The sequence below is a fragment of the Geodermatophilus sp. SYSU D00758 genome, assembly GCF_054049955.1.
In genome coordinates this window covers 1-12,437 of the sequence record NZ_JBJGYK010000041.1, presented here as the reverse complement: position 1 = coordinate 12,437, position 12,437 = coordinate 1, and the positions used below count along the sequence as shown (strand labels likewise).

Here is a 12,437-nt window from a genome sequence, read left to right as displayed (position 1 = left end):
CCATCCAACGCCACGGGCCCGGCCGGCCGGTGCAGGCGGGCCGCTCAGGTGGGCCGGTCGGCGGTGCCGTCACCCGTACCCGGCCGGGCCGTGCGGACCGCCGCTGGGGCGGCGACCGGGCCGGGGCGCTGGCGCAGGCGCCCGGCCGCCCGGCGGGTGAGGCCGGTGAGCCGGGAGAAGGCGCGCGAGTCGACGCCGCGGCCCGCGACCCGGCCCGGGACGGCGCGGTCCCCGATCCCGTCGGCACGCGGCAGCAGCCGGTTGACCAGCCCGAGCACCCGGACCGTGGTGGCGGGGGCCAGGCCGTGGACCCGCACGGCCAGCACGGCCGGGGCGGTGAGCACCACCTCGGCGCGGCCGCGCCGGGCGGCGGTCACGATACGCCGGGCGGCGCGCTCGGCGGACATGGCCAGCCCCGGGATGCTGTCGGCCAGGGTGAACCAGGCGAACTCGCGCGCGGCCCGGCCCTTGAAGAAGGCGTTGCGGGGTGAGCCGGTGCGCATCAGGCCGGGGACGACGGTGGTCACCCGGATCCCCTCGCGGGCCAGCTCGGCGGTGAGCCCCTCGGAGAAGCCCACGGCGGCGAACTTGGCCGCGGCGTAGGGCAGGAGGTGGGGGGCGGCGACCTTGCCGCCGATCGAGGTGATCGTCACCACCCGGCCGCGGGTCTCCCGGAGGTGGGGGAGGGCGGCGAGCGTGGGCAGGACCGTCCCCCAGAACATGGTGCCGAGGGCGTCCTCGAAGTCCTCGACGCGCATCGTGGGCAGCGGGCCGACCTGGATCACCCCGGCGTTGGTGACGAGGACGTCGAGCCGCCCGAACCGGTCGACGGTGGTGGCGACCAGCTCCTCGACCTGCTCGCGCCGCGCCACGTCGCACGGCAGCGCGAGCACCTCGCCGCCGTCCCGGGCCAGCTCGGCGCGGGCCCGCTCGAGCTCCTCCGGGTCCCGTGCGCAGATCGACACGCGGCAGCCCTGGCGCAGCAGCTCACGGGCCAGGGCCAGGCCCAGTCCTCGCGAGCCCCCGGTGACCAGCGCGACCCGACCGGTCAGCTCCACTCGCCCTCCCCGGTGCCTGCCCGGCCGCGGTCCGGCCCGGTCGCTGCCTCCATGCCCGCCGCGGGCGGTGCGCACGCACCCCGGCGGTACCGGTCGCGGCCTCGGCTGCCGAGAAGGGAGGGGTGCAGCCGACGTCCCCCGTGTCCCCGGTGTCGCCGCTCAGCGCGCACCTGCACGGCGTGGTGACGGCCGGCGCCCAGTGGCTGCTGACCGCCTTCCCGCCGCCGGCCGGAGCCCTCGCGGGGGTGCGGGCCCAGGCCCAGGCGCGCGCCGCGACCACCGTCGCCGCGCTGCTGCGCCACCCCACCGCCCTGGACGACCAGCTGCTGGAGCTCTGCGGGCCCGGCGGCTGCGTCGGGCTGGACCGGGTGAGCGGCGCAGTCCGCGGCCCGGACGCCGACAGCCGGGACCCGTGGCGGACCTGGGTGGACGAGGTCGTCGTCAGCTGGGCGGCGGTGCTGCTCGGGGAACCGGCGGTGGCCCGCCGGGCCGCACGAGCCGTGGGGGAGCGGGACGACGGCCCGCTGGGCGCCCCCGCCGCGCGCGACCTCGCCGCCGGTGGGCTGCTTCGGCACCCGGACCTGCTCGCCCCCGTGGCCGATCTGCACCGGGACGCGCTGCTGGTCACGCTGACCGGGCGCGGCGCCTAGCTGCACCGGGCGCCGCGCCGGACGGCCACCTGCGGGCGCGGCCGGTCCGGGCACCCCTCGGTCGTCCGCGTCGCGTTCAGGCCGGGCGCTTCGCCTGCAGTCGCAGTGCCGTCGTGGCGAGGCGTCCGGGAGGCTCCCACCGCGAGGTCCGCACGTCGGTGAGGCCTGCCTCGCCGACGGCTGCGCCGAGGGTGTCGGCTCCGCCGGGCTGCCACCGCGCGTGCACGGAGACGAGCAGCCGGCCACCCGGGCGCAGCACGCGGCGCGCCTCGGCGAGACCCGCGGCGAGGTCTGGCCACAGGTGGATGTTGTTGACGCTGAGGACCACGTCGACCGAGGCGTCGGGCTGCCCCGTGGCCGCAGCGGTGCCGTCCTCGATGCGCACGACACCCCGGGCAACGAGGTCGGAGCACCGTCGCCGCGCGGCGCGCCGCATGACCTCGGACGGGTCGACCCCGATCACCTGGGCGGCGCGCAGGGCGGCGTGTTCGAGGCCCACGCCCGGTCCCGGGCCGACCACCAGCACGACGTCCTCGGCCGTGAGGTCCGCAGCGTCGACGAGATGCCGTTCCGTGGCCGCGTTGCTCCGAGCCATCAGCCGGCCGCCGATGCGGCCCAGCGGACCGTGCGGACACCCGAAGGTCGCCTCGAGCACCCGTGCACCCAGCGCTTTCCGCATGGGGACCAGGACAGCACCTCTCCGCGGCGTACGCATCGGGGCTCGGGGAAGTAGCTGGCACCCGTGTCCCTGGGCAGTTGCGTCGGTAGGGCGGTGGGTCGGTGGTGGCGGTCAGGCCGGTGGGGGTGGTGACGGTGAGGACGGCGTCGGGGGTGAGGGTGTGGGTCCACCCCGGGGGCCTGGTGCTGGCCGCGGTGGTGGCCGGTGCAGAAGCCGGCCAGGTCGGCCGCGGCGCTGGGGCCGTCGGGACAGCGGATGCGGTGGTCGAGCTCCCCGCTGCGGGGCACCGGGCGGCGGCAGCCGGGAAAGCGGCAGCGGCGGTCGCGGGCGTGCAGGAACCGCGCACGCGCGGCCGAAGGCCGGTAGCCGGGGCTGGGCCCGGGGGCGCCCAGCCCGGGGCGGGTGGTGAGGTCGTGGGGGCAGGTCCCGGCCGGGGCGCGGCGGCAGGCCGGCCGCCCGCAGGAGGCGGTGCGGCGCAGGGCGGGCAGGTCGGTGAGGGCGGCCCCGGTCGCCGAGGTGGCGGCTCAGCGCGGCGGTGGCGACACGACGCGGTGGCGTGCGAGGACGGAGAGCACGACGACGAGGGCGGGGTGTGACGACGGTGCGGGACGGGAGAACCGGGGCGGTACGAGGACGGGGGCGGGCGCGGCACCGAGGGCACGTTGAGCGGGGGTGACGACGAGGCAGGCGCGAGGGCGCGGGAGGTGGCCTGGTCGGTCACCGGTCCGGAGGGGCGGCATCCGCTCCCTCAGCCGACGTGCTGCTCGACGGCGTACACGACCAGCAGCAGCGGCCCGAGGAGACCGACGGCTCCGCAGACCAGCCCGGCGGTCGCCCACCGCGCCCGGCCCCGGCGCCGGCGGCGCGGCACCAGGGCGACCGCGCTGAGCACGAATCCGAGCGCCGAGACGAGCAGCCCGAGGGTGAACGCCGACAGCAGCACCCCTGACCAGAAGCCGACGACCAGCAGGAGCCCGGCCAGCCCGGTGGCGAAGCCGGCGGCCTCCAGCCCCGTCCCCGGGGCGCGTCCCGCCCGACCGGGCCGGGTCCCCGCGGGCTCCGGCCCGCCGCGCGCCACGCGATCGGCTCCGGTCAGCGGTCGTCGCTCACCAGGTGGACGGCGGCCTCCTCCGCGGACGCGGCGCCACCGGCGTACCCGCGGTCACGGGCGTGCAGCTCCGGCTCGTCGTCCGGACCGCTGCCCTCGTCGTCCTCGGTGAGCCGGCCGGCGCGGACGTCACCGACCTCGTCGTCGATCAGCTCGCCGTCGGTGCCGGTGGCGTCGCCGAGCCCGTCGCCGTCCTGCGGGGCCCCGTCGGGCAGCTCGCGCGCCAGCCGGGCGGCGAGGCTCTCCCCGGCCGACTCCTCGGCGCCGGTCGTCCCCCAGTCGTCGACCGCCCAGGGGCGCTCGGCCGGCGACCAGCCCTCGTCCAGGGGGTCGACGCCCCGGTCGTCGAGGCTGTCCTCCGGGTCGAGGACGCCGGAGTCGTTCTCGCCGTCCAGGTCGTCGGGGGTCATCGCGTCCGGCTGCGTGTCCACGGGCGCTCCTCTCGGGCCGGGCGGGGCCTCGGCGGTCCTCGCCAGGTCCTCGCCAGGTGCTCGCCAGGTGCTCGCCAGGTGCTCGCCAGGTGCTCGGCGGGGTGCGGGGCGGCGTCGTCGACGCCGCCCCGATCATGGCGGAGGACCGCACCCGGCGGGTGCGCTCGCGGCGCGGGAGCCGCGGCTAGCGTGCGACGGGTGCGCGTGCTCTTCGTCTGCATGGGGAACATCTGCCGCTCGCCCACGGCGGAAGGGGTGATGCGCCACCTGCTGGCCGAGGAGGGCATGGCCGACGACGTCGAGGTCGACAGCGCCGGCACCGGCGGCTGGCACGCGGGCGACCCGCCCGACCGGCGGGCCGCCGCGGCGGCCCGGGCGCGCGGCATCGCGCTCGACGGGTGCGCGCGCCAGGTGGTCCCGGGAGACTTCGAGCACTTCGACCTGCTGCTGGCCGCCGACCGGGAGAACCTGGCCGACCTGCGGGCGATCGCCCCGCCGGGGACCGCGCACAAGGCCCGCCTGCTGCGCGAGCTCGACCCGACCACCGAGGGCGCTCCCGACCTCGACGTCCCCGACCCCTACCACGGCGGCCCCCGCGGCTTCGAGGACGTCCTCGACCTGGTCGAGGCCGCCTGCCGCGGGCTGCTCGCCCGCGTGCGGGCCGGGGAGCTGCCGTGACCGACGCCGAGCTGCGCCGGGCCCTGGCCGACGCCCTCGGCCGGCAGGTGGTCGAGCTGCGCGCCGTCCCCGGCGGGGACCTCAACCAGGCCCGCGCCGCGACCCTGGACGACGGCGAGCGGGTGTTCGTCAAGCACCGGGCCGGCGCCGCGCCCGGCGAGTTCGCCGCCGAGGCCGAGGGGCTGCGCTGGCTGGCCGGCGCCGGGGCGCTGCGAGTGGCGGAGGCGCGTGCGGTGGGCGAGGGCTGGCTGGCGCTGCGCTGGATCGAGCCCGGCCGGCTCGACGCCGCCGGGCAGGAGGAGCTCGGGCGCGGGCTGGCCGCGCTGCACCGGGCCGGCGCGCCGGCGTTCGGCGGCCCCCGGCCGCTGCGGCTCGGCCCGCTCGAACTGCCGAACGGCCCGAGCGGGAACTGGCCGGCGTTCTACGCCGGGTGCCGGCTGGAACCGCTGGCCGGCCGGGTGGGGCTGGCGGACGTCGTCGGCCGGGTGGGCGCGCGGATCGGCGAGCTGGCCGGTCCGCCGGAGCCGCCGGCGCGCCTGCACGGCGACCTGTGGAGCGGCAACGTGCTGGCCGGCGCCGACGGCCGCCCCTGGCTGGTCGACCCCGCCGCGTACGGCGGGCACCGCGAGGTCGACCTGGCGATGCTGGCGCTGTTCGGCGCGCCCTCGCCGCGCACGCTGGCCGCCTACGACGAGGTCTGGCCCCGGTCCGAGGGGCACGCGGACCGGCTGGCGCTCTACCAGCTCTTCCCGCTGCTGGTGCACGCCGTCCTCTTCGGGGGCGGCTACGTGGCCGCGGCGGAGGCGGCGGCCCGCCGGTACGCCTGACCCCGTCCGCCCCCACCGGCCATGCACGTGACACGGGGCCGACACGAGCCCGTGGCACTGTGGAGGTCGTGCCTCCTGCAGTTCCCGGCGTCCCGTTCGAGCCGCGCACCACCCCTCCCGGCCCCCAGGACGCGGGCGGTCCCCGCAGCGCCGAGCACGCCCGCCTGGCCGAGGGCGCCGACATGTCGGCGCCCTGGCGGCTGTGGGGTCCCTACCTCGCCGGCCGGCAGTGGGGGACCGTCCGGGAGGACTACTCCGAGGACGGCGACGCGTGGTCGTCCTTCCCGTTCGACCACGCGCACGCCCGGGCCTACCGGTGGGGCGAGGACGGCCTCGGGGGCATCTGCGACCGCTACGGCTTCCTCAACTTCTCGGTCGCCCTCTGGAACGGGGAGGACCCCGTCCTCAAGGAGCGGCTGTTCGGCCTCACCAACGAGGAGGGCAACCACGGGGAGGACGCCAAGGAGTACTGGTGGGCCGTCGACGGCACGCCCACGCACTCCTGGATGCAGTGGCTCTACCGCTACCCGCAGGCGGAGTTCCCCTACGAGGAGCTGCGGCGGGTCAACGCGGAGCGGTCCCGGCTGGAGCGCGAGTACGAGCTGGCCGACACCGGCGTCCTCGACGAGGACCGGTTCTTCGACGTCCAGGTCACCTACGCCAAGGCCGCACCGGACGACGTCTGCATCGTCGTCACCGCCACCAACCACGGCCCCGATCCCGCGCCGCTGCACCTGCTGCCGCAGGTGTGGTTCCGCAACACGTGGTCCTGGGGCGGGGACAAGCGGCAGGGCGTGCTCACCCAGCTCCTGGCGCCGACGCTCACCGTCTCCGGGTTGGAGGCGGTCGAGGCCGAGCACGGCTTCCTCGGTCGCTACCACCTCGCCGCCGAGGGCGACCCCGTCGTCCTGTGCTGCGACAACGAGACCGACGCCGTCACGCTCTTCGGCGCCGAGCGCAACGCCAGCCGGTTCCCCAAGGACGGGATCGACCGCCGGGTCGTGCACGGCGACGAGTCGCGGATCAACCCCTCGGACTCCGGGACCAAGGCCGCGTTCTGGTACCGGTGGGACGCCGTCGGGCCGGGGGAGAGCGTCAGCGTGCGGCTGCGGCTGCGCCGTCCGGCCCCCGACGAGGACGTCTTCGGCCCGGGGTTCGACGCGGTGCTGGCCACCCGCCGCGCCGAGGCCGACGACTTCTACGGCTCGGTGATCCACGAGAGCCTCTCCGACGAGGACCGGCACGTCGCCCGCCGCGCCTACGCCGGGCTGCTGTGGACCAAGCAGCTGTACCGCTTCGACGTCGCGCAGTGGCTGGACGGCGATCCCGACGTCGACGCCCCGGAGGCGCGGCGGCGGCGGGGACGGCGCAACACCGGCTGGCGGCACCTGGCGCTGGCCGACGTGATCTCCATGCCGGACGAGTGGGAGTACCCGTGGTTCGCCGCGTGGGACACCGCCTTCCACTGCATCCCGCTCGCGCACGTCGACCCGGACTTCGCCAAGGAGCAGCTGGTGCTCATGTGCCGGGAGTGGGCGATGCACCCCAACGGCCAGCTGCCGGCCTACGAGTGGGCCTTCGGTGACGTCAACCCGCCGGTGCACGCGTGGGCGGCCTGGCACGTCTACCGCATCGACGGCTACCGCGACCAGCAGTTCCTGGTCCGGGTGTTCACCAAGCTGCTGCTCAACTTCTCGTGGTGGGTCAACCGCAAGGACGCCGGCGGGTCCAACGTCTTCGAGGGCGGTTTCCTCGGGATGGACAACATCGCGCTGTTCGACCGCTCGGCGCCGCTGCCCCCGGGCTACCGGCTCGAGCAGTCGGACGCCACGAGCTGGATGGCGTTCTACTGCCAGCAGATGCTCAAGATCGCCCTCGAGCTGTCCCGGTTCGACCAGGCCTGGGACGGGACGGCGACCAAGTTCTTCGAGCACTTCCTGGCCATCGCCCAGGCGATGAACGCCTTCGGCTCGCACGAGGTGTCGCTGTGGCACGAGGAGGACGGCTTCTTCTACGACGTCCTCGTCGCCCCGGACGGCAAGGCCGAGCCGCTGCAGGTGCGCTCGATGGTCGGGCTGCTGCCGATCCTGGGGGTCACCGAGATCCCGCGGTGGGTCGCCCAGCTGCCGGACGTCGCGGAGCGGGTGCGCTGGCTGCAGCGGCGCCGGCCCGAGCTCATGCGGCCGCTGCGCAGCCGGTCCGGGCCCGAGGGGCGCACGATGCTGCTCTCGCTGGTGGGGGAGGAGCGGCTGGCGCGCATCCTGCAGCGGATGTTCGACACCGACGAGTTCCTGTCGCCCTACGGCATCCGGTCGCTGTCCAAGGCCACCGGGCAGGTGTTCGCCCAGGTCGGCGGCCGCGACGTGTCCATCGAGTACGAGCCGGGGGAGTCGCGCACCAAGCTCTTCGGCGGGAACTCGAACTGGCGCGGCCCGGTGTGGTTCCCGGTCAACGTGCTGCTCGCCGACAAGCTGCGCACGCTGGGCCGGTACTACGGCGACGCCTTCACCATCGAGATCCCGACCGGGTCGGGCAACCGCTGCACCCTCGTCGAGGCCGCCGATCTGGTGGACAACAGCCTCACCGCGCTGTTCCGGCCGGTGGGCGGCAAGCGGCCGGCCGACGGCAAGCGGATCGAGTCCAGCGATTCGGACCTGTGGCGGGAGCACCCGACGTTCAGCGAGTTCTTCGACGGCGACACCGGCGAGGGCCTGGGCGCGACCCACCAGACCGGCTGGACGGCCCTGGTCGCGCACCTGCTCAACCCGCGCCTGCCCCCGGACCCGCGCTTCACCTGACCGGCATCCTGCGCCGGGTGCGCCCCGCACCCGGGCGGTAGGCCCCTCCTCACCCGGTTCGGTGACACGGCGGGGTCGGTCCACTACCGCGCGTGGACGGCGACACGCCAGACCTTCCCGCCGTGGGGTGCATCACGGCGACAACCGCCATAACGGCACGTAGCGTTCTGGCTGCGCTCAGCACACGAGAGAGCGCGGCGCCGGTCCGCCCAACCCTGCCCACCGGTCGTCCACCGATCCGCCCAGGGCAGGGGTGGGGGACCCACTCGCGTCGCCCGGTGCCGGCTGCCGCCGGACCGCGCGTCTCCGGGGTGAAGCCGCGTGACCGCGGCCGGGCACCGATCGCCCGAACCCGACAGCTCACCTCGCCGGCGGTGATCGGGAGATCCATGTCCAAGCACCGCGCTCCCCGCTACGTCCGCACCAAGAAGGCCCTCGCCGGGGTCCCCGTCGCCGCCGGCGCCACGGTGGTCGGCATCGGGGTCCTGGCCACCCCGGCCCAGGCCGCCGCCACCCACGACTGGACCGGCGTCGCCCGGTGCGAGTCCGGCGGCAACTGGGCCATCAACACCGGCAACGGCTACCACGGCGGGCTGCAGTTCGCCCCGGGCACCTGGTCGGCCTACGGCGGCACCGCGTTCGCGCCGCGCGCGGACCTCGCCACGCCCGCCCAGCAGGTCGAGGTGGCCGAGGCCGTGCTCGCCGGGCAGGGCATCGGCGCCTGGCCGACCTGCGGCAAGTACCTCGCCGAGGGCACCACCCCGGCCGCCGCCCAGCCCGCCGCCCCCGCGCCGGCCGCCCCGGAGCAGGCCGCCCCCGCGCCGGCGGCCCCGGAGCAGGCCGCGGCGGAGCGGGGGGACGCCGTCGCCGAGGAGACCCACACCGTCCGGCGCGGTGACACCATCGCCCGCATCGCGGCCGCGTACGGCGAGCGCTGGCGGGACCTGTACCAGCGCAACACCGACGTGATCGGCGGGAACCCGAACCGGATCTACCCCGGCCAGGTGCTGCAGCTGACCGGCGCCGCGTCGGCCCAGGAGGCCTCCGAGGAGCGGTCGGGCGAGGGCTCGGTGGACCGCTCCCGGAGCCGCGACGGCTCGGAGGACCGCGACGGCTCGGACCGCGCGTCCCGCGGGGAGCGCACCGGCGGGTGGGAGCGCGACGGGGCCGCCCAGGCCGCTCCGGCGCCCGAGGCCGCTCCGGCCCCGTCCGCGGGGGACTCCGCGCCGGCGGCCGTCCCGGCACCGGTCGCCGCCCAGGCCGCCGCGGCCGCGCCCGCCCCGGAGCAGGCGGCGGTGACCAGCGGCGCCGCGGTCATCAGCAACACCGCCGGGGCCGTGCGGCCGCAGGTCCAGGCCGCCGCCGACCAGGTGGTCGCCAACGTGCGGGGCGCCGCGCTGATCACCATCGGCGGTACCCGCGCGAGCGCGGCCGACCCGAACGGCCACCCGGCCGGGCTGGCGCTGGACTACATGGTGAACGACGACGCCGCCCTGGGGGACGCGATCGTCGCCTACCACGTGGCGCACTGGGACGAGCTGGGCGTGGACTACCTCATCTGGCAGCAGCGCATCCTCTCCTCGCCGGATGGTGCGTGGAAGGCGATGGAGGACCGCGGCAGCGCGACGGCCAACCACTTCGACCACGTCCACGTCAGCCACGTCGGCTGAGGTCCCGCCGTCCCGCCGGGCCGGGCGGGCCGGCGCTGGCCCAGACGTCCTAGACATCTGTTGCGGCGTCGTTCCGGTACCTGCATGCTGGCGGGCGGGCGGGGCCCTGGGCGTTGTCCCGGGTGCGCCCCGCCCGCCAGACGACGTGGATCCATGTGTGGGACATCTCCCACCGGGGAACCATGAACATGAACCGGCCCCGGCGTGGCCGTGAAGTCCCCGCGCCGGGGCCGTGCTGTGCCCGCGGCCGGGTAGGAGGGCCCCCGACGCCCCCCGCGGCCCGCCACTAGGGTCGGTGCCCATGCCGCCGAGTCCACCGCGCGAGGCCACCGCGGACACCGTCCGGGACCTCGGGCTGCCCACCCGGACGGTCAGCGCGCTGACCCGTGCCGGGGTCACCCGCACCGAGCAGCTGGCCGCGCTCACCCGGCGGGAGCTCGCCGCCATCGACGGCATCGGCCCGGGGGCCATCGCGGCCATCCGCACGGTCGTCCCCGAGCCACCCGGCCGGCTCGCCGGCCCGGGCTCCCGGCCGGCGCCGCTCCCCGGGATGCCCGGGGGCCCCGACGCGGACGAGGGGCCGAGCGATCCCGCCGAGGACGACGGCCCGGCCTCGCCGGCCATCCCGTCGTTCGCGTCGCTGCGCGGCTCGTGGCGTCCGGCGGTCGACGCGCTCGTCGGCGGCCCGGCGCCCGCGCCGCCGGCCGAGGAGCGGCGCGCGGGGGAGCCGGACCCGCAGGAGCCCGGGCCGCAGCAGCCGGGGCCTCGCGAGCCCCGGGTGCAGGGGCCCGGTCCCCGGGAGCCGCGTCCGCAGGCGTCCCGGCCGCCGGAGTACGCCGACCTCGTGGTGCTCGGCGTGCGCCTCGTCCAGGTCGCCGCGACGGTGCCGGTCCGGCTCGTGCGGTGGTCGGTGTGCGCTCCGGTGCGGTGGCTCGGCGCCCGCCGCTGACACCGGCGCCGGGACCACGCGCAGCGGGCGGCACCACCGGGACCTGCACCACACCGCGACGACCGTCACTTGACGAATCGACGGTCGCCAATTGTCACGACTCGATAACGCGTCTACGGTGAGCCGGTCCGGTCGGTCGATCCGCCCCCACGAGGGGGCCCGGCCGGGCGCCGCCGAGTCGCCCTCCGGGGCGAGCCGGGGACCCACCGCAGTTCTGGGGTGAATCCGCCCGGGCGTGCCGCCCGGGCCGGTAGGGCCGCTTCCCGCCCGAACCCGTCAGCTAACCCGGTAGGCGGCTCCAGGGAGAAGGAGAGCCGCCCGATGGCGTGCCCGCGCACCGCACCAGCCCGTCGTCCCCGGGTGGCGCCCCGCCTCTGACCCGGCGCGACCGTCCCGGCCTCTCCGCCCGCGCCCGAGCACCTCCGCTCGACCGGCTTCCCGCCGGCTGCCCCGGTGGGCCCGTGCCCGAGGACGGTCGCCGCCCCCACCCGACCGCACCTGCCGCAGCCGGCGTGCCCCGGCCCGCCGCTGCGCCCGTACCCCCGGAGCACCCCCGCATGGACCCCCGCACCACGACCACCGGCCGCCGGCAGCGCGCCCTGCGCCGCCCGCCGGTGCGCCGCCGGCCCGCCCTGCTGCTCGGCGTCGCCGCCGCCGGCGCGCTCACCGTCAGCGTGCTCACCGGGCCCGGCCCGGCCGCCCAGGCCGAGGCCGGGACGACGGAGACGGCCGGCAGCCGCTCGGTCGCCGTCGCCGAGGAGCTCGGGCTGACCGGCGGGACCGCGGCCCCCGCCGAGTCCGCCCCCGCGCCCGACCTCGAGGCGCTCGAGCAGCTCACCGCCAGCCGCAGCACCCGGGAGGCCGACCGCAGCGCCGCGCAGCAGGCGCAGGCCGCGGCCGACCAGGCCGAGCTGGACCGCCGGGCCGCCGAGGAGGCCGCCCGCGCCGCCGAGGCCGAGGCCGCCGCACAGGCCCAGGAGGCGGCCGCGCAGGCCGCCGCGCAGCAGGAGGCCGAGGCGCAGGCCGCCGCGGAGGCCGCGGCGAGCGCCCCGGCACCGGCCCCGGCACCGGCAGCGGCTCCGCAGCCGGCCGCGTCGGGCACCGCCGCGCCGGCCGGGGTCGCGCGCATCACCAACACCGCCGGGCCGATCAAGCCGGCGGCGCAGGCCGCCGCCGACGCCGTCGTCACCCACGTCCCGGGCGCCGCCGGCATCACGCTCGGCGGGACCCGCGCCAGCGCGGCGGACCCGCACGGGCACCCCTCGGGCCTGGCGGTGGACTACATGTGCACCGGGGCCCTCGGTGACGCGATCGTCGAGTACCACCGCGCCCACTGGGACGAGCTCGGCGTCGACTACCTCATCTGGGAGCAGCGGATGCTCAGCTCGCCCGACGGCGCGTGGAAGCCGATGGCCGACCGCGGCAGCGCGACGGCCAACCACTTCGACCACGTGCACGTGAACTACGTGGGCTGATAGGCGCGCTGACCGGCCCGGGGGGGGGGGGGGGGGGGGGGGGGGGGGGGGGGGGGGGCGGGGGCGGGGGGCGGGGGGGGGGGGGGGGGGGGGGGGGGGGGGGGGGGGGGGGGG

11 protein-coding genes and 2 riboswitches are annotated in these 12,437 nt (G+C 77.4%); of the genes, 7 read left to right on the top strand and 4 right to left on the bottom strand.

Annotated elements, in window-relative coordinates; genetic code table 11:
• Positions 1–44: 44 nt before the first annotated feature.
• On the bottom strand, positions 45–1,058 hold the full coding sequence (locus tag ACI8AC_RS21060; protein WP_456899796.1) for an SDR family NAD(P)-dependent oxidoreductase: 1,014 nt from the start codon (positions 1,056–1,058) through the stop codon (positions 45–47).
• A 122-nt stretch (positions 1,059–1,180) separates the two neighbouring features.
• Here ACI8AC_RS21060 and ACI8AC_RS21055 point away from each other — a divergent pair, with 122 nt between their 5' ends.
• Complete coding sequence (locus ACI8AC_RS21055) at positions 1,181–1,708, top strand: hypothetical protein (protein ID WP_456899795.1); 528 nt, start codon at positions 1,181–1,183, stop codon at positions 1,706–1,708.
• Between the two features lie 76 nt (positions 1,709–1,784).
• Here ACI8AC_RS21055 and ACI8AC_RS21050 read toward each other — a convergent pair whose 3' ends face one another.
• The 3 genes from ACI8AC_RS21050 to ACI8AC_RS21040 form a co-directional block, all read right to left on the bottom strand.
• Entirely contained in the window at positions 1,785–2,387 is a 603-nt protein-coding gene (locus ACI8AC_RS21050) for a class I SAM-dependent methyltransferase (protein WP_456899794.1), read from the bottom strand.
• 748 nt (positions 2,388–3,135) lie between these two features.
• Positions 3,136–3,465 carry a hypothetical protein gene (locus ACI8AC_RS21045; RefSeq protein WP_456899793.1) on the bottom strand — a complete coding sequence of 110 codons (330 nt, stop codon included), beginning with the start codon at positions 3,463–3,465 and terminating at the stop codon, positions 3,136–3,138.
• Between the two features lie 14 nt (positions 3,466–3,479).
• Positions 3,480–3,926 (bottom strand): DUF5709 domain-containing protein, encoded by a 447-nt coding sequence (locus ACI8AC_RS21040; protein WP_456899792.1) that lies wholly within the window; start codon positions 3,924–3,926, stop codon positions 3,480–3,482.
• A gap of 198 nt (positions 3,927–4,124) precedes the next feature.
• On the opposite strand from ACI8AC_RS21040, the gene ACI8AC_RS21035 reads away from it, so the two are divergent.
• The 6 genes from ACI8AC_RS21035 (at position 4,125) to ACI8AC_RS21010 (ending at position 12,323) form a co-directional block, all read left to right on the top strand.
• A complete protein-coding gene (locus ACI8AC_RS21035; RefSeq protein ID WP_456899791.1) occupies positions 4,125–4,604 on the top strand; it encodes a low molecular weight protein-tyrosine-phosphatase in 480 nt (159 codons plus the stop codon).
• Positions 4,601–5,431 carry a fructosamine kinase family protein gene (locus ACI8AC_RS21030; protein WP_456899790.1) on the top strand — a complete coding sequence of 277 codons (831 nt, stop codon included), beginning with the start codon at positions 4,601–4,603 and terminating at the stop codon, positions 5,429–5,431. The genes ACI8AC_RS21035 and ACI8AC_RS21030 overlap by 4 nt, the downstream gene beginning before the upstream one ends.
• A 68-nt stretch (positions 5,432–5,499) precedes the next feature.
• Positions 5,500–8,229, top strand: a complete 2,730-nt coding sequence (locus ACI8AC_RS21025) for an MGH1-like glycoside hydrolase domain-containing protein (protein ID WP_456899789.1) — start codon at positions 5,500–5,502, stop codon at positions 8,227–8,229.
• A 229-nt stretch (positions 8,230–8,458) separates the two neighbouring features.
• Positions 8,459–8,619: riboswitch (cyclic di-AMP (ydaO/yuaA leader) on the top strand.
• On the top strand, positions 8,619–9,899 hold the full coding sequence (locus tag ACI8AC_RS21020) for a LysM peptidoglycan-binding domain-containing protein (protein WP_456899788.1): 1,281 nt from the start codon (positions 8,619–8,621) through the stop codon (positions 9,897–9,899). Its footprint overlaps the riboswitch before it by 1 nt.
• A gap of 301 nt (positions 9,900–10,200) precedes the next feature.
• A complete protein-coding gene (locus ACI8AC_RS21015) occupies positions 10,201–10,848 on the top strand; it encodes a hypothetical protein (protein ID WP_456899787.1) in 648 nt (215 codons plus the stop codon).
• 161 nt (positions 10,849–11,009) lie between these two features.
• Positions 11,010–11,159: riboswitch (cyclic di-AMP (ydaO/yuaA leader) on the top strand.
• 246 nt (positions 11,160–11,405) lie between these two features.
• The gene (locus ACI8AC_RS21010) at positions 11,406–12,323 is read left to right on the top strand and encodes a hypothetical protein (protein WP_456899786.1); all 918 of its coding nucleotides are present in this window, start codon (positions 11,406–11,408) and stop codon (positions 12,321–12,323) included.
• The last annotated feature ends 114 nt before the right edge of the window (positions 12,324–12,437 follow it).